Source organism: Micromonospora coerulea, from assembly GCF_016598485.1.
Classification (GTDB): domain Bacteria; phylum Actinomycetota; class Actinomycetes; order Mycobacteriales; family Micromonosporaceae; genus Micromonospora; species Micromonospora coerulea.
Genome location: NZ_JAEMUW010000003.1, coordinates 218,718 through 237,210, shown reverse-complemented (window position 1 = coordinate 237,210; position 18,493 = coordinate 218,718). Strand labels below are relative to the sequence as shown.

20 protein-coding genes and 3 tRNA genes are annotated in these 18,493 nt (G+C 72.7%); 14 read left to right on the top strand and 9 right to left on the bottom strand.

What is annotated here, in order from left to right; translation table 11 throughout:
* Positions 1-16: 16 nt before the first annotated feature.
* Positions 17-1,504: a dihydrolipoyl dehydrogenase family protein gene (locus I8N68_RS05720; RefSeq protein ID WP_200208782.1), complete on the bottom strand. Its 1,488-nt coding sequence runs from the start codon at positions 1,502-1,504 to the stop codon at positions 17-19.
* Between the two features lie 92 nt (positions 1,505-1,596).
* On the opposite strand from I8N68_RS05720, the gene I8N68_RS05715 reads away from it, so the two are divergent.
* Complete coding sequence (locus I8N68_RS05715) at positions 1,597-2,697, top strand: serine hydrolase domain-containing protein (protein ID WP_200208781.1); 1,101 nt, start codon at positions 1,597-1,599, stop codon at positions 2,695-2,697.
* A 32-nt stretch (positions 2,698-2,729) separates the two neighbouring features.
* Here the strand turns inward: I8N68_RS05715 and I8N68_RS05710 are convergent, their stop codons facing one another.
* A complete protein-coding gene (locus I8N68_RS05710; RefSeq protein WP_200208780.1) occupies positions 2,730-3,656 on the bottom strand; it encodes a phytoene/squalene synthase family protein in 927 nt (308 codons plus the stop codon).
* Between the two features lie 64 nt (positions 3,657-3,720).
* On the opposite strand from I8N68_RS05710, the gene I8N68_RS05705 reads away from it, so the two are divergent.
* The 8 genes from I8N68_RS05705 to I8N68_RS05670 all read left to right on the top strand — a co-directional run bounded on the left by I8N68_RS05705 (position 3,721) and on the right by I8N68_RS05670 (position 9,299).
* A complete protein-coding gene (locus I8N68_RS05705; RefSeq protein ID WP_200208779.1) occupies positions 3,721-4,875 on the top strand; it encodes a polyprenyl synthetase family protein in 1,155 nt (384 codons plus the stop codon).
* Between the two features lie 28 nt (positions 4,876-4,903).
* On the top strand, positions 4,904-6,385 hold the full coding sequence (crtI, locus tag I8N68_RS05700) for a phytoene desaturase family protein (RefSeq protein ID WP_200208778.1): 1,482 nt from the start codon (positions 4,904-4,906) through the stop codon (positions 6,383-6,385).
* Positions 6,382-6,984, top strand: coding sequence for an isopentenyl-diphosphate Delta-isomerase (gene idi / locus I8N68_RS05695; protein ID WP_200208777.1), 603 nt, complete (start codon positions 6,382-6,384; stop codon positions 6,982-6,984). The genes crtI and idi overlap by 4 nt, the downstream gene beginning before the upstream one ends.
* Positions 6,974-7,921, top strand: coding sequence for a MerR family transcriptional regulator (locus tag I8N68_RS05690; protein ID WP_200208776.1), 948 nt, complete (start codon positions 6,974-6,976; stop codon positions 7,919-7,921). The genes idi and I8N68_RS05690 overlap by 11 nt, the downstream gene beginning before the upstream one ends.
* A 77-nt stretch (positions 7,922-7,998) precedes the next feature.
* Positions 7,999-8,787 carry a polysaccharide deacetylase family protein gene (locus I8N68_RS05685; RefSeq protein WP_200208775.1) on the top strand — a complete coding sequence of 263 codons (789 nt, stop codon included), beginning with the start codon at positions 7,999-8,001 and terminating at the stop codon, positions 8,785-8,787.
* A 155-nt stretch (positions 8,788-8,942) separates the two neighbouring features.
* Positions 8,943-9,015 (top strand) — tRNA-Glu (locus tag I8N68_RS05680).
* Positions 9,016-9,047: 32 nt separating this feature from the next.
* Positions 9,048-9,124 (top strand) — tRNA-Asp (locus tag I8N68_RS05675).
* Between the two features lie 101 nt (positions 9,125-9,225).
* A tRNA-Phe gene (locus tag I8N68_RS05670) sits at positions 9,226-9,299 on the top strand.
* Between the two features lie 313 nt (positions 9,300-9,612).
* Here I8N68_RS05670 and I8N68_RS05665 read toward each other — a convergent pair.
* Positions 9,613-10,080: a DUF5959 family protein gene (locus I8N68_RS05665; RefSeq protein WP_200208774.1), complete on the bottom strand. Its 468-nt coding sequence runs from the start codon at positions 10,078-10,080 to the stop codon at positions 9,613-9,615.
* 73 nt (positions 10,081-10,153) lie between these two features.
* On the opposite strand from I8N68_RS05665, the gene I8N68_RS05660 reads away from it, so the two are divergent.
* A complete protein-coding gene (locus I8N68_RS05660; protein WP_200208773.1) occupies positions 10,154-10,549 on the top strand; it encodes a tyrosine-type recombinase/integrase in 396 nt (131 codons plus the stop codon).
* A 7-nt stretch (positions 10,550-10,556) separates the two neighbouring features.
* Here the strand turns inward: I8N68_RS05660 and I8N68_RS05655 are convergent, their stop codons facing one another.
* Positions 10,557-10,883: a hypothetical protein gene (locus tag I8N68_RS05655; RefSeq protein WP_200208772.1), complete on the bottom strand. Its 327-nt coding sequence runs from the start codon at positions 10,881-10,883 to the stop codon at positions 10,557-10,559.
* 179 nt (positions 10,884-11,062) lie between these two features.
* On the opposite strand from I8N68_RS05655, the gene I8N68_RS05650 reads away from it, so the two are divergent.
* Positions 11,063-11,458, top strand: coding sequence for a hypothetical protein (locus I8N68_RS05650; RefSeq protein ID WP_200208771.1), 396 nt, complete (start codon positions 11,063-11,065; stop codon positions 11,456-11,458).
* 474 nt (positions 11,459-11,932) lie between these two features.
* On the opposite strand, the gene I8N68_RS05645 is transcribed toward I8N68_RS05650, so the two are convergent.
* Positions 11,933-12,889 (bottom strand): hypothetical protein, encoded by a 957-nt coding sequence (locus tag I8N68_RS05645; RefSeq protein ID WP_200208770.1) that lies wholly within the window; start codon positions 12,887-12,889, stop codon positions 11,933-11,935.
* Positions 12,890-13,097: 208 nt separating this feature from the next.
* Here I8N68_RS05645 and I8N68_RS05640 point away from each other — a divergent pair, with 208 nt between their 5' ends.
* Positions 13,098-13,613 carry an SRPBCC family protein gene (locus I8N68_RS05640; protein WP_200208769.1) on the top strand — a complete coding sequence of 172 codons (516 nt, stop codon included), beginning with the start codon at positions 13,098-13,100 and terminating at the stop codon, positions 13,611-13,613.
* Between the two features lie 68 nt (positions 13,614-13,681).
* Here the strand turns inward: I8N68_RS05640 and I8N68_RS05635 are convergent, their stop codons facing one another.
* Both I8N68_RS05635 and I8N68_RS05630 read right to left on the bottom strand, forming a co-directional pair.
* A complete protein-coding gene (locus I8N68_RS05635) occupies positions 13,682-14,386 on the bottom strand; it encodes a DUF2786 domain-containing protein (RefSeq protein ID WP_200208768.1) in 705 nt (234 codons plus the stop codon).
* A 73-nt stretch (positions 14,387-14,459) separates the two neighbouring features.
* Positions 14,460-14,849: a hypothetical protein gene (locus tag I8N68_RS05630; protein WP_200208767.1), complete on the bottom strand. Its 390-nt coding sequence runs from the start codon at positions 14,847-14,849 to the stop codon at positions 14,460-14,462.
* Positions 14,850-15,015: 166 nt separating this feature from the next.
* Here I8N68_RS05630 and I8N68_RS05625 point away from each other — a divergent pair, with 166 nt between their 5' ends.
* A complete protein-coding gene (locus I8N68_RS05625) occupies positions 15,016-16,350 on the top strand; it encodes an ABC transporter substrate-binding protein (RefSeq protein WP_200208766.1) in 1,335 nt (444 codons plus the stop codon).
* 58 nt (positions 16,351-16,408) lie between these two features.
* Here I8N68_RS05625 and I8N68_RS05620 read toward each other — a convergent pair whose 3' ends face one another.
* A complete protein-coding gene (locus I8N68_RS05620; RefSeq protein WP_200208765.1) occupies positions 16,409-17,152 on the bottom strand; it encodes an enoyl-CoA hydratase/isomerase family protein in 744 nt (247 codons plus the stop codon).
* Positions 17,149-18,006 (bottom strand): 3-hydroxyacyl-CoA dehydrogenase family protein, encoded by an 858-nt coding sequence (locus tag I8N68_RS05615; protein WP_200208764.1) that lies wholly within the window; start codon positions 18,004-18,006, stop codon positions 17,149-17,151. The genes I8N68_RS05620 and I8N68_RS05615 overlap by 4 nt, the downstream gene beginning before the upstream one ends.
* A 165-nt stretch (positions 18,007-18,171) precedes the next feature.
* On the opposite strand from I8N68_RS05615, the gene I8N68_RS05610 reads away from it, so the two are divergent.
* Positions 18,172-18,468 carry a hypothetical protein gene (locus I8N68_RS05610; RefSeq protein WP_200208763.1) on the top strand — a complete coding sequence of 99 codons (297 nt, stop codon included), beginning with the start codon at positions 18,172-18,174 and terminating at the stop codon, positions 18,466-18,468.
* Positions 18,469-18,493: the final 25 nt, after the last annotated feature.

Below are 18,493 nucleotides of genomic sequence, written 5' to 3'. Positions count from 1 at the left end.
GCCCTGCCGGCCGGCGTCACTTCAGGTTGCGCAGGGCGTCCTCGATGGCGCGGTGGAAGGTCGGGTACGCGTAGATCATGTGCCGGAGCTGGCTCAGCGGCACCGCCGCGTGCACCGCCACCACCAGCCCCGACAGCACCTCGCCGCCGGCCGGGCCGACCGACGTCGCGCCGATCAGCACGCCCTGGTCGGCGTCGGCGACCAGCTTGATGAAGCCGGTGTTGCCGGCCTTGTGGATCCAGCCCCGAGTGGACGAGGTGAGGTCCGTGTACCCGACCTGGACGTTGATGGCGCGCTCGCGGGCCTGCTTCTCGGTCAGCCCGACCGCGCCGACCTCGGGGTCGGTGAAGGTGACCCGGGGCAGCGCCCGGTAGTCGGCGCGCGGAACGCTGCCGGGCGCGGCGGTCGCCCCGCCGGCGCTCATCGCGCCGCCGACCGCGCTGGCCACCCCGGCCGCGCCGCCGACGACGCTGGCGGTGCCGCTGGGGTCCGGACCGCCCTTGGTACGTCGCATCTGGTCGAGAACGTCGGCGACGACGATGGCCGCCTGGTACATGGCGATGTGGGTGAACGCGCCCTCGCCGGTCAGGTCGCCGACCGCCCAGATGCCCTCGGTGACGTGCATCCGCTCGTCCACCGGCAGGTAACGCTGGGTCGCGTCGATGTCGACGGTCTCCAGCCCCAGCTCGTCCAGGTGCGCCCTGCGGCCGGTCACCACCAGCAGCTGTTCGGCGGTGAGCTGCACGCCGCCGGCCGCGTGCACGGTGAAGTGCTGCCCGTCGTGGCTGACCCGCTCGACCTTCACCGAGGTGGAGATGGTCACCCCGTCGGCGCGCAGCGCGGCGGCGGCGATCTCCGACGCCTCCGGCTCCTCGATGGCCAGGACCCGGTCCAGCGCCTCGACCACGGTCACCCGGACGCCGAACCGGGCGAAGACCTGGCCCAGCTCCAGCCCGATCGCCCCACCGCCGAGGATCAGCAGCGACTCGGGCAGCTCCTCCACCTCGATGGCCTGATGGTTCGTCCAGTACGGCGTGTCGGCCAGGCCGTCGATGGGTGGAATGGAGGGGCGGGTGCCGGTGCCCAGCACGATCCCGTACCGGGCCTGGAACACCTGGTCGCCGACGCGGACCCGGTCGGGCCCGTCGAGCCGGCCGCTGCCCCGGACGAACCGGCCGCCCTTGTCGGTGAAGCGGTCCACGGCCACCTTGTCGTCCCAGGTGTCGGTGGCCTCCTCCCGGATCCGCTTCGCCACCGGCGCCCAGTCGGGCTGGACCTGGGCGCTGCCGGCGAGCTCGTTGACCCGGTGGGCCTCGGCGAGGGCGTTCGCCGCCCGGATCATCATCTTGGTCGGGACGCAGCCCCAGTACGGGCACTCCCCGCCGACCAGGTCCCGCTCGATCCCGACGACGCTGAGGCCGGCCTCGGCGAGCCGCTCGGCCACCTCCTCGCCGCCGACCCCGAGCCCGACCACGACCACGTCCACCAGTTCCGGATCCGCCATTCCGTCAGCATTCCGTACGCCCGGACCGCCGACCACCGCACCCGCCCGGAATTCCCGCGCCGGCAATGATTCCGACCGCCTACGGTGACCGGATGCACGCACGCTTCGCATCGGTCCGGGACTGCTTCCACGACCTGTTCGCCGCTGGCCGGGAGACCGGCGCCGGCCTGACCGTCTGGTACGACGGGGAGCCGGTGATCGACCTGGTCGGCGGTACCCGCTCGGTGGTCGCGCCCGGGGTCGCGGTCGCCCCGACCGGGGCCGCCGACCCGTGGCGGCCGGACACCCTGGTCAACGTCTACTCGGTCGGCAAGCCGGTCGCCGCGCTGTGCCTGCTGCTGCTGGTCGACCGGGGCCGGCTCGACCTGGACGACCCGGTGGCCGCGCACTGGCCCGGGTTCCGCGCCCCGGCGACGGTCCGGCAGGTGCTCAGCCACACCGCGGGGCTGCCGGTCTTCCCGGTGCCGCGGCCGGCCGGGGCGGTCGCCGACTGGGAGCTGCTCTGCGCGGATCTGGCCGCCGCCGAGCCGGAGTGGGCGCCGGGCAGCATCGCGGGCGAACACGCCTGGACGTACGGGCACCTGGTGGGCGAGCTGGTCCGTCGGGTGGACGGCCGGTCGGTGGGTCGGTTCCTGGCCGAGGAGATCGCCGGGCCGTGGCGCCTCGACCTGGGCTTCGGCCTCGGGGCCGCCGACCAGCGGCGCTGCGCGGACCTGTCGTACGGCGATCGGGGGTGGCCGACCCGGATGCTGGGCGAGCCGGGGTCGCTGCGGGCGCGGGCGCTGGGCAACCCGGCCGGCGGCCTGGACCTGGCGGTGCTGAACAGCCCGCTCTGGCGGGGCGCGGAGGTGCCGGCGGTCAACCTGCACGCCACCGCCGCCGCCCTGGCCCGGCTCTACGCGGGCCTGCTGGCCGGCGGCACCCTGGACGGGGTTCGCCTGTTCAGCCCGGAGCTGGTCGCCGAGGCGACCCGGGTCCAGTACGACGGCCCGGACCTGGTGCTGGACCGGCGGGCCTACTGGACGCTGGGCATGCAGTGGGAGCCGGACGGCAGCTGGGGGATGGGCGGGATCGGCGGCAGCAGCGCCTGGGCCGACCCGGAGCGGGGCTACACCTTCGCGTACGCGACGGCCCGGCTCGCCGACCACGACCGGGTGGACGAGCTGGTCGAGGTCCTGCACTCCTGCCTATGACAGGGTGCGGAGCACGAACGCGGTGCGGTCGCTCACGACACGGCGACCGGGGTCAGGGCCGGTCCGGGGATCACCACCGGCGTGCCGATCGGGGTGAGCAGCGCCCGCGCGGCCACCGCCATCCGCCGCCGCTGCGGTACGCGGGCCCGCCGCGCGAAGACGTCGTAGCCCTGGGCGGCCACCTCGTCGAGGATCCCGCCGTAGAGCGCGTACGCGGTCCGCATGCAGGCCTGCGAGGCGGGGGCGAGCAGGGTGATGCCCGGCGCGGCGGCCGCGTAGTGGGCCTGGGCGCGGGTCACCTCGTACTCGATCAGCTCCCGGATCCTCGGGGTGGTGCAACCCTGCGCCTTCGCCGCGAGCAGGTCGCCCCGGGTGACGGCGAACTTGGCCAGGTCCTCGTCGGGCAGGTACGTCCGGCCCCGGTCCAGGTCCTCGGCGACGTCGCGGATGAAGTTGGTGAGCTGGAAGGCGAAGCCGAGCTGCCGGGCCGGCTCGCGGGCGGCCACCGGGTCGGAGCTGCCCAGGATCGGCAGCATCATGGTGCCGATGACGGCGGCCGACCCCTCCATGTAGTCGAGCAGGTCGTCGTAGGTCGGGTACGACATGACCGTCAGGTCCATCGCCATGCTCGTGAGAAACGACGCGAAGTCGGCCCGGTCCAGGTCGAACACGGCGATGGTGTGCAGCACCGCGGGGAGCAGCGGGTCGTCGACCGGCTCGCCGTGCAGCCCGGCGACGAAGCGGGCGGACCACTCGTCCAGCCGGGCGGCGCGCTCGGCCGGCGGGAGGTTCTCGGTGCGGTCGACGATCTCGTCGGCGTACCGGGTGAATCCGTACAGCGCGTGCACGTGCCGCCGTTTCCACGCCGGCAGCAGCCGGGTAGCGAGATAGTAGGTACGCCCGTGGCGTTGGTGCAGGTCCTGGCAGCGGGCATAGGCAGCGGTGAGATCGGTGTCCACCGGCCCTCCTCGAATCCGACGCAGCAATCGACGCAACTCGTAACCCTAGGGTACGCTCGTCCACATGGCCACCGACGCAGTTGCGGGTAATGCCCTTCGCGTCGCGCCGGCACAGCCGGGAGCGACGGACGATCCGGTCCTCGGTGTACTGGCCGCCTTCACGAAAGACCTGATCAAGGGAGTCGACGAGACGCTGGCGGCGTTCCTCGCCGCAGAGGTCGACTCGCTGACCGAGATCGACCCGGCGATGGGCGGCTTCGCCGCCACGGCCCGCGACTGCGTACTGGCCGGTGGCAAGCGGGTCCGCCCGACCTTCGCGTACTGGGGATGGCGCGGGGTAGTCGGCGGCGACGGCCCGCTGCCCTCGGTGCTGCCGGCGCTCGCCGCCCTGGAACTGCTGCACACCTTCGCCCTCGTGCACGACGACGTGATGGACGCCTCCGACACCCGGCGCGGCCTGCCCACCGCGCACCGGGCCGCCGCCGCCCGGCACCGGGCGGCGGGTCACGCGGGTGACCCGGACCGGTTCGGCGAAACCGTCGCCGTGCTCATCGGCGACCTCTGCATGGTCTGGGCCGACCGGCTGCTGGCGCACGCCACCGTGCCGCCGACCCGGTTGTTGGACGTCCGGCGCTGCTACGACCAGATGCGGATTGAGACGGTCGCCGGGCAGTACCTCGACGTGCTCGGCGAGCACGACCCGGCGAACTGGTCGGTGGACCGGGCGCTGCGGGTGGCCCGCTACAAGACCGCCAGCTACACCGTCCAGCGGCCGCTGCTCTTCGGCGCCTGCCTGGCCGGCGTCGCCGCCGACGCGCCGCTGATCGCCGCGTACACCCGCTACGGCCTGGCCGTCGGCGAGGCGTTCCAGCTCTGCGACGACCTGCTCGGCGCCTATGGGGACCCGGCGACCACCGGCAAGCCGGCCGGCGACGACCTGCGTACCGGCAAGCCGACCGCGCTGCTCATGGTGGCCCGGCAGCTCGCCACCCCGGCCCAGCGCCGGGCGCTGGACCGGGCCGGCCCGGTCGGCGGCGGGCGGGACGTGGCCCGGCTGGCCGAGGTGGTGGCCGACACCGGCGCGGTGGCGCGGGTCGAACGGATGATCTCCGACCGGGTGGCCGAGGCGCTGACCGCGCTCGACACCGCGTCGATCGACGAGACCGCGCGCACCGCGCTGACGGGTCTCGCCACCGCCGCCAGCACGCGGCGGGCATGATGGGCAACTTTGTGAAGGAGGTGGTCACGTGCGGACCGTGAACGGGCGTACGGACCGGGTGCTGGTCGTCGGCGCGGGCCTGGGCGGGCTGGCGTGCGCGCTGCACCTGGCCGGGAGCGGCCGGCAGGTGACCGTCCTGGAACGCGAGCCGGTGCCCGGCGGTCGGGCCGGGCGGCTCAGCGTCGACGGGTACGAGTTCGACACCGGCCCGACGGTGCTGACCATGCCGGACCTGATCGCCGAGGCGCTCGCCGCGGTCGGCGAGGAGCTGCGCGACTGGCTCGACCTGACCCCGCTCGACCCGGCCTACCGGGCCTACTACCCGGACGGGTCGACGCTCGACGTCATCACCGACACCACCCGGATGGCGGCCGAGATCTCCCGGGTCTGCGGCGCCCGGGAGGCCGACGGCTATCTGCGCTTCGTCGAGTACGCGCGCCGGCTCTGGGAGTTGGAACGGGCCGACTTCATCGAGCGCAACCTCGACGCGCCGACCGACCTGCTCACCGGCAACCTGCTGAAGCTGGTGACCGGCGGGGCGTTCCGCCGGCTCCAGACGAAGATCAACCAGTTCTTCCAGGACCCGCGTACCCAGCGGATCTTCTCCTTCCAGGCGATGTACGCCGGCCTGTCGCCGCACGACGCGCTGGCGATCTACGCCGTCATCGCGTACCTCGACTCGGTGGCCGGCGTCTCCTTCCCGCGCGGCGGCATCCACGCGGTCTCCCGGGGCATGGCCGGCGCGGCCGAGAAGCACGGCGTGCAGATCCGGTACGGCACGCCGGTGAGCCGGGTGGAAACGGCCCACGGCCGGGCCACCGGGGTGGTCACCGCGGACGGCGAGTTCGTCCCGGCCGACGTGGTGGTGCTCAACCCGGACCTGCCGGTCGCCTACCGTGATCTGCTCCCGCCGACCCGGGCCCGGAAGCTCACCCACTCGCCGTCCTGCGTGGTGCTGCACGTCGGCTCGAAGCAGGGCTATGCGAAGATCGCCCACCACAACATCCACTTCGGACGGTCCTGGAAGGGTACGTTCGACGAGGTGATCCGGCGAGGCGAGCTGATGACCGACCCGTCACTGCTGGTGACGAACCCGAGCCGGACCGACCCGTCGGTGGCTCCGGCGGGTCGGCACACCTACTACGTGCTCGCGCCGGTGCCGAACCTCGACCGGGCCCCGTTCGACTGGCGCGGCGACCTGACCGAGCGCTACACCGACCAGCTCATCGAAACCCTGGAGAAGCGCGGCTACGTCGGCTTCGGCGACGGCGTGGAGGTGCTGCGCGCGGTCACCCCGGCCGAGTGGGAGGAGCAGGGCATGGCCGCCGGCACCCCGTTCGCCGCCGCGCACAGCTTCTTGCAGACCGGCCCGTTCCGCCCGTCGAACCTGCACCGGAGCCTGTCCAACGTGGTCTTCGTCGGCTCCGGCACCCAACCCGGGGTAGGCGTGCCGATGGTCCTCATCTCCGGCAAGCTGGCCGCCTCGCGCATCACCGGGACCCGCTCATGACCGCGCGGGAGGGGCACCTGGTCGAGTTGGTCGACGACGGCGGGCACGTGCTCGGCGAGGCGACCGTGGCCGCCGCCCACCAGCCGCCGGGCCGGCTGCACCGGGCCTTCTCGGTGCTGCTCGTGGACCCCGCCGGTCGGGTGCTGCTCCAGCGCCGTGCCGCGGCCAAGACCCGGTTCCCGATGCGCTGGGCCAACTCCTGCTGCGGCCATCCGCTGCCCGGTGAGTCGCTGGTCGAGGCCGCCAACCGCCGGCTGGCCGAGGAGCTCGGCGTCGACCCGGTCACCCTCACCGAGATCGGGGTGTACGTCTACTACGCCGAGGACCCGGCCACCGGCCGCGTCGAATTCGAGTACGACCACGTCCTGCGCGCCGACGTGCCCGCCGAGTTGCCGACCGAGCCCGACCCGGACGAGGTGGCCGAGCTGCGCTGGGTCGACCCGACCGAGCTGGAGGCCGACCTCGACGTCGACCCCCGCGCGTACGCCCCCTGGCTGGGCGGGGTGGTGAACCGGCTGCGTCCTGCCGCACCGGGCGCGGCCGCGATCCCGCCCGGCGTCCCGGCGGATGAGGCGTCGGAGCGGTCAGGTGGCCGATGAGGCGCTGAGCGCGGGGGCCGTGGCACGCCGACTCGGCGTCGCGGTCACCACGCTCCGCACCTGGCACCAGCGCTATGGTCTCGGCCCCAGCGAGCACGTCCCGGGCCACCACCGGCGCTACACGCCGGCCGACCTCGCCCGCCTGGAGATCATGCGCCGGCTCACCGCCGAGGGGGTGACGCCGGCCGAGGCGGCCCGCTGGGCCCGCCAGGTACCGGCCGGCGCGGGAGTCGACGTCGCCGGGCTGCGGGTGCGACCGGGCACCGGCCGAGACGGCGGCGGGATGACGATCCCGGTCGGCCGGGCCGGACCGGTGGCCCGCGGGCTGGCCCGGGCCGCCATGCGGCTGGACTCGGTGGCCATCGGCGAGACCATCTCGCACGCCCTCGCCACCGACGGCGTGCTCGCCACCTGGGACGGGTTGCTGCGCCCGGTCCTCGTCGGGATCGGTGAACGGCACGCCGCCACCGCCGGGCTGATCGAGGTGGAGCACCTGGTGTCCCGATGCGTCTCGGAGGCGTTCGCGGCGGTGGCCCGGGCGCATGCGGTGAGCGGGCCGGCCCGGATCCTGCTCTCCTGCGCCGACGAGGAGCAGCACAGCCTGCCGCTGGAGGCGCTGGCCGCCGCGCTGGCCGAGGCCGGGGTGGGCTACCGGATGCTCGGCGCCCGGGTACCGGTGGCGGCGCTCGTGGAGGCGGTCACCCGGACCGGGCCGGCCGCCGTCGTGGTGTGGTCGCACACCCGCACGACCGCCGACCCGGGCCAGCTCTCCGCCCTGCTCGCGGCACCCCGCCGACCGCTGCTGGTGCTCGCTGCCGGCCCCGGCTGGCGGGCCGACACGCTGCCCGCCGGGGTGGTCCGCCCGGTCGACCTGGGCGAGGCGCTCTCGCTGGCACTGGCCGTACGGGATTCCCTGGACCAGTCGACAACGGATTGACCGCCCCCTGCCGCTCCGGGGTCGCGTCCCGTACCGTCGTGGGTCCGCGTACCCCGACCCCCCTTCGGGAGCGACACATGCGTCCACGCGCCTTGCTGGCGTTCGCTGTCAGCCTGGTCCTGTTCCTGGCCGGCTGCGGCGACCCGGCCCGCAACCCGTCCCAGGTCGGTGGCCCACCAGCGTCGGCCGCCCCGAGTCCGCCGGCACCGAAGCCGACCACCACACCGCGCCGCACCACTCCGCCGAAGCCCCGGCTCCGGCCGCTGCCCACCACGCTCCCGGCCGGCCTGCACCGCAGCACCGGCGACCGGGCGGTGGCGCTGACCTTCGACGACGGGCCGGACCCGAGGTGGACGCCGCAGGTCCTGGACCAGTTGCGGGCCGCCCACGTCACCGCGACGTTCTGTGTGATCGGCAGCCAGGTGAAGCGCTACCCGGAGCTGGTGGCCCGGATTGCCCGCGAGGGGCACCAGCTCTGCAACCACAGCTGGCGGCACGACATCAACCTCGGCCGCCGGCCGGTGGCCGACATCCGGGCCGACCTGCTCCGGACCGACAAGGCGATCAGGGCGGCCGTGCCGAAGGCCCGCATCCCGTACTACCGGCAGCCCGGTGGCCGGTGGACCCCGGAGGTGGTGGCGGTGGCCCGCCAGCTCGGCATGCGGTCGCTGCACTGGAGCGTCGACCCGCAGGACTGGGACCACCCGACCGCGCAGACGATCGGGAAGCGGGTGGAGTCCGCGGTCCGCCCCGGCGCCATCGTGCTGATGCACGACGGCGGCGGCGACCGGCGGCCCACCCTGGCCGCCTGCCAGCACCTGATCCCCGAGCTGAAGCGCCGGTACGGGATCTCCCGCCTCCGCTGATACCGCCCCTGGCCAGCGGTTTCCCCCGTCGGAGTGCGGCGGGCCATACCGGTTTGGTCGACCGGCTGGCCATCACGTATGCTTTCCAAGCCTCCGGCGGGGCCGGATGGGAGCAAGTCCGCTTGAAGTTGCGAGTGTGCAATGATGGCGGGGCCGCCCTCATCGTCTAGCGGCCCAGGACGCCGCCCTTTCAAGGCGGTAGCACGGGTTCGAATCCCGTTGGGGGCACGGTCCGACTCCGGTCGGATGCAACAGAGCTAGGTCCTGTGGAGCAGTTGGAGTGCTCGCCGCCCTGTCAAGGCGGAGGTCGCGGGTTCAAGTCCCGTCAGGACCGCCAGCGCTGACGCCGCGCGAAGGTTGCGCGGCGTTCTGCGTATCGGAGCGTGCGACCCTCCCGGCGGAGACCCCGCCATCCGGGTAGCATGAGCCGAGCAGCACGGCCAGGTAGCTCAGTTGGTACGAGCGTCCGACTGAAAATCGGAAGGTCGGCGGTTCGACCCCGCCCCTGGCCACATAGCCTTTCGCCGGGCTACAGGAGCGCCGACCAGCGGAAACGCCGGTCGGCGCTCTGCTTTTCGCCTCGGGATCCCGCCTGTCCGGTCTGCCCCTCGTTGACCCCGGAATCCCGCTGATTGCCGTCCGTTGTTGCACGTGGATTGCACGGATCTGATCCGTAGATTCCCAAGACCACTTCGATGCCGTCCAGATCGGTCCGATCGCCCTGGTCATCGCCCGCTCGGCAACGTGATCGGTCCGGTCTCGTCGGGGCCAGTTCGCCTCAGTGGCTCTCAAAAATTGGCCCCCAGCAATGACGTCCCCAGCGGGTCACGTCCGCCAGGCCAGTGCGCCGTACGGCGTCTCAATCACTTCGCTCGGCCAGGTTCGGCGTACCAGTTGCAGCCGGTCGCGCAGATCGGCAAGCCACCCATCGGGCAGGCACACAGCGAGGCGAACGGAGGTCATCGACATCACGGGATCGATCACGACAACCTCCACATACTGAAAGTTGTCCGTCCGCTCGACCTGGATCTCCGGGTTACGGCCATCGTCCATCCATCGGACGCTTTGCCCGGCCTCCAGCACGTCCAACGCCCGCTCCCAGTCGTCAAGGTCATGGCGAGCCAGGGGCGCCGCGAGTTGGCCCCGCGCGAATCCGCTGTGCACGACGATTTCCGCGCGGAGGTAATCGTGATGCGCGAGGATGCCGGGTTCAAGACGGCCCAGGACACGGACGATGACGCTGTTCTCCTCGTCCGCAAGTCGGATGAGCTCTACGGGACGAGCCTCAGACATCAAGAACTCCTTCAACGGCTTCGCTCAGGATGTCACCACGCGTAGACCGTCCAGCCTCCCGGACGGGGACAAGGTGGAGCGCCCTATCGCCATCCCTCCGCACGTCGTGCCGGTGATCCGGCTGCACTTGGATGAGTACGCGGGCAAAGATCGACTGCTCGTCAGCCGCGACGGGTCGCCCCTGCGGGGGGACAGCCTGTATCAGGCGTTCGTCCGGGCACGGACGAAGGTGGGTCTGGATGACCTGACCTTTCACGACCTGCGGCACACGGGGCAGACCCCCGCCGCACAGACTGGCGCGACCCTGGCTGACCTCATGAAGCGCCTGGGTCACTCGTCCATGGCGGCGGCTCGCCGGTACCTGCACGCCGTCGACGGGCGCGATCGGGAGATCGCCAAGGCCCTGTGGGAACTGGCCGCGCACGGCGATGTTGCACGGCTACCCCGGCACATCACCATGCGGAGCTGATTGATGGCTAGTCCCGCCGCACGACGAGCCATCCCACCGCAACGACGAGGAGGAGCAGTGCTACGGCGAACAGGGTGGTGCCGAGCCTGTGAGGCATTGGGATGAGAAGAGCTGCTTGCTGGACAAGCAGGCTCGCCCCAACCAACGCGTTGCCGCCACCGATGCGGACGGGCTGGGATCGGTGGCTCTTCGTCAGAGGCGCGAAGCGAAGCCAGGCCCGGGGAAACCGTCGCGTCACGGCGACGCGAACGCCGACTACGAGCTGGAAGAGGCTGATGACCACGATCAGCAGGCGGCCGGCCACCAACAGCAGGTCCGTGTCACTCGGGCGCATGCGGCCATCGTTCAGGGGGTGTCAAGGTCGCAAGCCTGTCCGACCTCGCCACACGGAGAGTCGCACGGCTGCCCGGGCCAACACGAGGCGCAGCTAGTTGCACCCGGGGTTGCACGACCGGTAGAGACCGCTGGCATCCCGGAGCATCGTGATTGCTACTGGCTCCTATCCTCCGGGTCATGGCCGTTGATCCACCCAGCTCCCGCTCGCCACTGGACCGCGTGCCGCGCATGTTGATCACGGCGCTGCTTGTCCTCGGGGTGGCGGTGCCGGCTCTCATGATCCGCGAGCTGATCGAGGCCAGGACGGGAGACGGTCCGCTGGCCGATCTCGGCTTCATAGCAGTTCCGGCAGCGGCTACGGCTTGGCTTGCGCCGCGTGCTTCCTACCGCCGGCGAGATGCACTTCTGTGGTTGGTTGGCCCGGGCCTCTACATCTTCCCGATCATCGCCTGGCGTCTGGCCTTCTTGCCCTACCGCGATTGGAAGCCTCGACCCGATGAGGCATCTCGCGTTCGGTGGCTTCGTGGCCTGCAGCACGCCGGGTTGTGGTACCTGCCCGGGAAAGCTGACTAGGTGGAGTCGGCCCGCTGGTTGAAGGCGGATCTCCTCGTCGGGCAGTCGTAGATCGTCCAGCACCCCTGGAAGGGCACAACGTGGAGCGCCCTACGTCCGAACGGCCTTGGCCTCGCGGGGAGTGCGGCCAGGCAGTTGGAGCACGGCGGGACGCGATACGCGGTGCAGTTCACGTATGCCGTGCCTGACGACGCCTGGTACGTGGACTGAGCGAGGCTGTGACGGCGCGAGCGGCCTGGGCCGACATCCCGGACGCCCCCGCTCATCTACCCGGTCCGGCCTTCTTCACAGCGGTGGTGCCTGACGAGGATTTGGCTCGGGAACCGAAGATCGTCGTTTACAACCATTCACGAGCGCGTCATCCGTTCCTGTGGTCGTTGCAGGAGCTCACACCGTTCGCTCGCGACGTAGCGTCCATGACCGCTGATACGCTTCGATGCCCAGTCCGGGAAAGGCCCAGGCAAGCCATGGCGATCATCCTCGTCGGCCCATGCCGCCCTGGATCGCGTCCCAGACGCTCCGGCCGGCCTGACGCAGCGTCTCGCCGGCCTGGCTGGCCACCTGAACGGCACCTGCCGCTCCCGGCAGGCCCCCGGCCGGCCCGCCCCTGTTGCCCGGCGTTCCCTGCTCAGCCCCGCGACCCGGCTCTCCGGTCTCCGCCCGGCCGGCACCCGCCGCGGGTTCACCGGCCCTCGGCTGCCCCGACGGGCCACCCTTCGCACCGCCGGGCGACGGCTCGCGCGGTCCACCCTCCGCTTCTTCGGCACCCGCGGACGGGCCGGCAGGGGCGGCACCGGACGGCCGTCCGGCCCGCTTCTCCGGTTCGCTCGGTCCGGTGGGCGGCTGCGGCGAGCGCGCCCTGGGCGACGGCGCGGGCTCAGCCGGTCCCGGCTCGCCGGCCTGTTCCCGCAGCGACCGGTCCGCCACCGCGCCGACCGTCCCTACCTGCTGGCCCGCCTGCGTCACCTGCTGTCCCGCCTGGCCGACCGACTGCCCGGCCTGGTTGACCAGTGGGCCCGCGAGCCCCGCGAGTTGCTGGGCCGACCGGTTGACGTCGTCGATGCTGCTCTCCACCGTCCGGGCCAGCGCCTCGATCACCTGCGGGTTGCGGTCGATCGTGCTGAGCGCCCGGTCCAGGATCTGCAGCAGTTTCTCCAGCCGCACCTTGAGCAGCGCCTCGGCGCGTACGCCGGTGATGTCGAGTTCCACGCCCTGCAGGTGCACCCGGACACCGGCGTCGAGCTGGAGCAGGTTGGCCAGTCGGGCGCGCAGCGACAGGTCCGCGTCGAGCCCGTCGACGGCCAGCCGGATCGAGTCGACCGACACCCCCGGCACGTCGAGCAGGACGTCCGGCTCGGCCGATCCGCCCTGGTGGGCCAGCCGCTCGCTGGTCGGGTCCGGTTCCTGCTCGCTCGCTCCGCTCTCGCTCATGCTCTCCCGCTCCAAGCTGGCCCGCTCCGCCGGGCCGGATCAGCCGCGGTTACCCGCTTTCCGGCCGGCCACCCGTAGGACCGGGCGTAGGCCCCCGAGCGGCCCCAGGTCGCGACCCGCGAGCGGCCGGGAGAGCGTTCTCCCGAGTCGGAAAGCGGGCACCTGGCCAAGCTGCACACCGAGACATCAGCCGGTATGGTCCGGGCCTATGGGACAGGAGATGGCTGATCCGGATGAGGTCCGCCAGGATGTCGCTCGGTTCTCGTTACGCAGCAGCCTCCTCGCCCCAGCCTCCGCAGAGCGGGCGTTCGCGGTGTTCACCGGGGCGCTGACCGACTGGTGGGTACGGGAGTACACCTGGTCCGGCCCGGAAGCGCTGGCCGAGCTGGGGATCGAGCCACGCGCCGGCGGCATGCTCTACGAGATCGGCCCCTACGGCTTCCGGGGCGACTGGGGTCGGGTGCTCACCTGGGACCCACCCCGCCGGCTGGTCTTCACCTGGCAGCTCGGCCCGGACCGGGTACCGGTGCCCGATCCGGCGCGGGCCAGCGAGGTGGAGGTCCTCTTCGTCCACGAGGCCGAGGGACGGACCCGGGTGGAGGTCGAGCACCGACACTTCGACCGGCACGGTGAGGCGGCCGAGGGCTACCGCAAGGCCCTGACGGCCGGCTGGCACGAGCTGCTCTGCCGCTACCTGGCCACGGTGGCCCGTACCGAGGGCTGACCCGGCGACAGCCGCCGCTCGCACCGGCACGGAAGGCTGAGCGACGGGCCGGTGGACGTCTCCGGCGGTCAGCGTGTGATGCCTGGCGCGGCTTCGCCGGTGGCCACGCCGGTGCCGCCGAGGTCGGCCCGACGGCCCGCCGCCACGCCGGAGCCGAACCCGGTGCCGGCCAGCCGGCGCGGCGCGGCGGTGCGCAGCCGGGGGTAGACCTCGGCCAGCCGAAGCCGCACCCGGTCGGAGCGGTCGGCCAGCACCAGCGCGGTCGAGGACGCCCCGGACGAGGCGACCGCGGCCGCCTCGGCGGCCCGCAGGCGGTCGCCGATCACGTGGGCAAAGCCGGCCAGCCAGGTACGCCGGAAGGCGGCCGGATGCTCCTCGGCCGGGACGACGGCGCCGGCCAGCCCGTGCGCGGCCTGCACCAGCAGCGAGGTGAAGAGCAGCTCGACGCGTTCCAGGTCGCTGGCGAAGCCGAACAGGTGCATGGCGAAGCCGGCACCCTGCCGGCGGCGGACGCAGCGGCAGCGCAGCGGGTCGGCGACGGCGGCGAGCAGCCCCGCCTTGTCCCGGGCGTACGGGGCGACCACGTCGACCACCCGGTCGCCGACCGGGTCGGTGGCCGGGTCGCGGGCGGCGAGCAGCGCCCGGTCCACTCCGTAGCGGGCGATCAACTCGGTGGCCTTGGCGGTGAAGGCCGCCGCCTCGGCGGGCGTACAGGCCGCGTCCTCCGCCTGGGCGAGCAGCTTGCGCACCTTGCTGAGCATCGCCTCGGACATGCCACCACAGGTACCACAGCCATAGGACGCGGACGGGATGCGGGCGCGTCCGGCGGCACGGCTGGGCCCGGCGTCAGCCCGCCCGGCTGCGCAGGGTCGCGACGGTGGAGCCGGCGAGGGTGAGCAGACAGTCCGGCAGCAGCCCGTCGGCCGCCGCGGCACCGAAGAGCGCCTCGCCGGTGTCGCCGTCGTCGTTGGCGTACGCGCTGACGAACCGGGCCACCCAGCGGGTGTCGTAGGCGGCCTGGTCGATGCCGGGGAAGTCGAGGGCACAGGCGCCGGCCGGCCTGGCGTCCCCGAGCATGGTGGCCGCCAGGCACCAGGCCACCCCGTACGCCCCGGCCAGTCCGGAACGGTCGACCACCGCGTCGAAGGTGCCCACCACCGCGTCGCCGTCCCCGGCCAGCGCCGAGCGGAGCACGGCGGTCGCGTCATCCAGCGTCTGCTGTGCGTGGTCGGTCACCCGCCGAACAGTAGGACGACCGGTCAAGCGGTGACCAGCGTACGGCCCGATCGTCACGCTGGGTGACACTCGGAGTCGGGCTGCCGACGGAGCGACCTCCACGGTCCCGCCGACCGCGACGGCACGCTAATGTGCGCAGCGGACCTTCGCCCAAGGAAGGACGACGATGCTCGTATCACGCGGTTCCCGCGCGGCCATAACCATGGCCTGTGCGGCACTCCTGCTCGCCACCAGCGCATGTGGGAGTGACCAGCCCGAGGGGGCGACCACCACCACCCAGGTGCGCCTCTACGGCTCCGACGGCAACATGCTCAACTCCTTCGCCACAGAGTTGAAGGAACGCGCCGACCTCGTGAACGGCATGAAGGGCACGACGCCGCTGACCCCGCTGCCGGAAAGCTTCACGGGACGGCTACGCACCGTAGACCCGAAGCTGACGGACTACCTCTACTCCGCGGAAACGTACGACGCGGTGGTGGTCAGCGCGCTGGCCGCCCAGCTCGCCGGCAGCACCGACGCCGCCGCGATCGCCAAGCAGATCGTCGGGGTGACCACCGGCGGCGAGCGCTGCGACGGCCCGGCCGCCTGCCTGCAACTCGCCGCGCAGGGGCGGGACATCGAGTACCGGGGCGTGTCGCTGACCCGGGCGGGGTTCACCGACGCCGGTGAGCCGGCCACCGCCAGCTACGCCACGCTGCACTTCGACGACCAGAAGCTCGACGACGGCAAGACCGAGTTCGTCGGCGCCGGCGACGAGTCGGCGGCGAGCAGCAAGACCCCGCCGCGAGGGAAGAAGCAGCGCCGGTCCGCCACACCGCTGATCCTCGGCGGACTGCTGCCGCAGACCGGTGACCTCGCGATCGCGAACCCGCCGATGGCGGCCGGTGCCGCACTCGCCGTCAAGGAGGTCAACGCGGCGGGCGGGGTGCTCGGCAAGCCGGTGGTCTGGGTCGACGGTGACGACGGCACGAACCCCGACGTCGCGAAGGCCACCGTGGCCTCGCACATCACCAAGGGCGTGCAGGTCTTCATCGGCGCCGGTGCCTCCGGAATCTCCCGCGCGGTCCTGCCGGACGTGGTGGCGGCCGGGCGGGTGCTCTTCTCCCCGTCGAACACCGACGCCGGGCTGACCACGGTGGACGACAAGGGTCTCTACTTCCGTACCGCCCCGTCCGACATCCTCCAGGGCCGGGCCCTGGCCGACGTGATCCTGCGCGACGGCCCGCACAAGATCGCCATCGTGGCCCGGAAGGACTCCTACGGTGAGGGCCTCCAGGGGAATGTGCGTGCCGACCTGGAGCGCGCGGGCATCGACGCCGACAAGGTCAAGCTGCTGACCTACGAGCCGCCGGCCGACGCGGACGCAGCGCCGGTGGACTTCACCGCCGGTGCCAAGGAGATCAAGGACTTCGGCCCGGACGCCGTACTGATCATCGGCTTCGGCGAGTCGGCCCACGTGATCACCGCGCTGGCCGACGCCGGGGTGCAGATCCAGCACTGAGCGACGACGAAGGCCGCACCGGGCGAACCGGTGCGGCCTTCGTCGTGTCGAGCTCGGCTCAGCGGGAGCGACGCCGCTCCAGGAACTCGGTCATCCGCCGGTGCTTCTCCTCGTCCTCGAAGAGCACCGCCTGGCCGAGCAGGTCGAGCTGCGGGTGGGCGGCGGGCGGGGCGTCCACGGCCAGTTTGGTCAGCCGGAGCGCCAGCGCCGAGCCCTTCGCCATCTCGTCGAGCAGGCCGTGCGCGGTGGGCAGCAGTTCCGCCGGCTCGGCCACCACCCGGTTGACCAGCCCGATCCGCAGCGCCTCGTCGGCGTCGACCCGCCGGCCGGTGAAGAGCAGCTCCTTGGCCCGGGCCTCGCCGATCAGGGCCGGCAGGCGGTGGGTCGCGCCGGCGCCGGCCAGGATGCCCAACCGCACCTCGGGCTGGCCGAAGACCGCGCGCGCCGTGCACACCCGCAGGTCGCAGGCGTACGCCAGCTCCGCGCCGCCGCCCAGCGCCGGGCCGTCGACGGCCGCCACGGTCGGCATCGGCAGCGCCCGGATCCGCGCGAAGGCGGCCGAGTTGATGGCGGCCAGGGCGTCGAGCCGGCCGCGCTCGCGGAGCTGGCCGATGTCCGCCCCACCGGCGAAGATGCCTTCGGTGCCGCCGGTGAGCAGCAGCAGCCGGGGCCGCGCCTCCAGCTCGGCGCAGACCGCGTGCAGCTCGGTGATCAGGTCGGCGTCGATGGCGTTGCGCTTCTCCGGCCGGTCCAGCGTCACCACCAGCCGGTCGGGCAGCTCCTCGATCCTGACCAGACTCATTTCCGCACGCCGCCTTCCCAGGTGTAGAAGCCCTGGCCGGACTTCTTGCCGAGCTTGCCGGCGGCCACCATCTCCTCGAGCAGCGGCGGCGGCGCGAACCGGTCCCCGTACGCGGCCTGGAGGGTACGGGCGATGTCGAGCCGGACGTCCAGCCCGACCAGGTCGGTCAGCTCCAGCGGGCCGACCGGGTGCCGGTAGCCGAGCACCATCGCCTTGTCGATGTCGGTGGGGCTGGCCACCCCGTCGGCGACCATCCGGATCGCCTCCAGCCCGAGGGTCACCCCGAGCCGGGAGGTGGCGAAGCCGGGCATGTCGCGTACGACGACGGGGTCCTTGCCCAGCCGGCCGGCGAGCGCGACGGCCGCCTCGGTGGTCTCCGGCGCGGTGGCCGGGCCGACCACGACCTCCAGCAGCGCCATCGCCCAGACCGGGTTGAAGAAGTGCAGCCCGAGGAACGCCGCCGGCCGGTCCAGCCCGGCGGCGAGGTCGGCGATGGAAATGCTGGAGGTGTTGCTGCCCAGCAGGGCGGGGCGCAGCGTGGCGGCCTCCCGCAGCACCGCCCGCTTGAGGTCGAGCCGCTCCGGGACGGCCTCCACGATCACGTCGGGCTCGGGTGCCACCTCGCTCAGCGCCGGGCGCAGGACGACCCGCTCGCGGTGCCCGGCGGCCTCCTCCGCGCTGAGCTTGCCGCGCTGCACCGCCCGCTCCCACAGGGCGGTGAGCCGGACCGACGCGTCGGCGGCCCGACCGCGGTCCACCTCGACCAGCTCGACCGCGTAGCCCGCACCGGCCGCCACGTAGGCGATGCCGAGCCCCATCGTGCCGGCTCCGACGACCACAAAACGACCACTCATGACGTCCCCTCGCCGCGCGCGGTGACGCGCGGGTTCTCCGCCACGCCCGGCCGCCCGCTCCGCTCGTTCATGGGTGCGACCCTAGGCGGCAGCGGTCGGCCCGGCATGCGTGGGGGCTGGCCGGATCGGGTACAGACGGCCGTCAACGTCAAGGGAAGGACCGACATGAGCCAGGCACCGGAGAGCGCGGAGCGCACGGAGAGCACCGAGACCGTGGAGACCCGCGGCGACGAGCGGGTGGACCTGCTGCGCGCGGACACCAACAACGACGGAAAGACCGACGTGTGGGTGGTCGACACCGACGGCGACGGCAAGGCGGACCTGTTCCAGTTCGACACCGACGGTGACGGCAAGGTGGACATCACCATGGTGGACATCGACGAGGACGGCACCCCCGACGAGGTGGTCGACGGTGACGGCGGCATCCCGCCGGCGGAGCACTCCCCGACCGTCCAGGTCTGAGACACCGACGACGGCCCCCGGGGTA

Excerpts from the sequence above, each read along its gene's own strand:
- I8N68_RS05720 (WP_200208782.1), bottom strand. The coding sequence starts at position 1,504 with ATGGCGGATCCGGAACTGGTGGACGTGGTCGTGGTCGGGCTCGGGGTC.
- I8N68_RS05715 (WP_200208781.1), top strand. The coding sequence starts at position 1,597 with ATGCACGCACGCTTCGCATCGGTCCGGGACTGCTTCCACGACCTGTTC.
- I8N68_RS05705 (WP_200208779.1), top strand. The coding sequence starts at position 3,721 with ATGGCCACCGACGCAGTTGCGGGTAATGCCCTTCGCGTCGCGCCGGCA.
- idi (WP_200208777.1), top strand. The coding sequence starts at position 6,382 with ATGACCGCGCGGGAGGGGCACCTGGTCGAGTTGGTCGACGACGGCGGG.
- I8N68_RS05685 (WP_200208775.1), top strand. The coding sequence starts at position 7,999 with ATGCGTCCACGCGCCTTGCTGGCGTTCGCTGTCAGCCTGGTCCTGTTC.
- I8N68_RS05665 (WP_200208774.1), bottom strand. The coding sequence starts at position 10,080 with ATGTCTGAGGCTCGTCCCGTAGAGCTCATCCGACTTGCGGACGAGGAG.
- I8N68_RS05655 (WP_200208772.1), bottom strand. The coding sequence starts at position 10,883 with ATGCGCCCGAGTGACACGGACCTGCTGTTGGTGGCCGGCCGCCTGCTG.
- I8N68_RS05650 (WP_200208771.1), top strand. The coding sequence starts at position 11,063 with ATGGCCGTTGATCCACCCAGCTCCCGCTCGCCACTGGACCGCGTGCCG.
- I8N68_RS05645 (WP_200208770.1), bottom strand. The coding sequence starts at position 12,889 with ATGAGCGAGAGCGGAGCGAGCGAGCAGGAACCGGACCCGACCAGCGAG.
- I8N68_RS05640 (WP_200208769.1), top strand. The coding sequence starts at position 13,098 with ATGGGACAGGAGATGGCTGATCCGGATGAGGTCCGCCAGGATGTCGCT.
- I8N68_RS05635 (WP_200208768.1), bottom strand. The coding sequence starts at position 14,386 with ATGTCCGAGGCGATGCTCAGCAAGGTGCGCAAGCTGCTCGCCCAGGCG.
- I8N68_RS05625 (WP_200208766.1), top strand. The coding sequence starts at position 15,016 with ATGCTCGTATCACGCGGTTCCCGCGCGGCCATAACCATGGCCTGTGCG.
- I8N68_RS05620 (WP_200208765.1), bottom strand. The coding sequence starts at position 17,152 with ATGAGTCTGGTCAGGATCGAGGAGCTGCCCGACCGGCTGGTGGTGACG.
- I8N68_RS05615 (WP_200208764.1), bottom strand. The coding sequence starts at position 18,006 with ATGAGTGGTCGTTTTGTGGTCGTCGGAGCCGGCACGATGGGGCTCGGC.
- I8N68_RS05610 (WP_200208763.1), top strand. The coding sequence starts at position 18,172 with ATGAGCCAGGCACCGGAGAGCGCGGAGCGCACGGAGAGCACCGAGACC.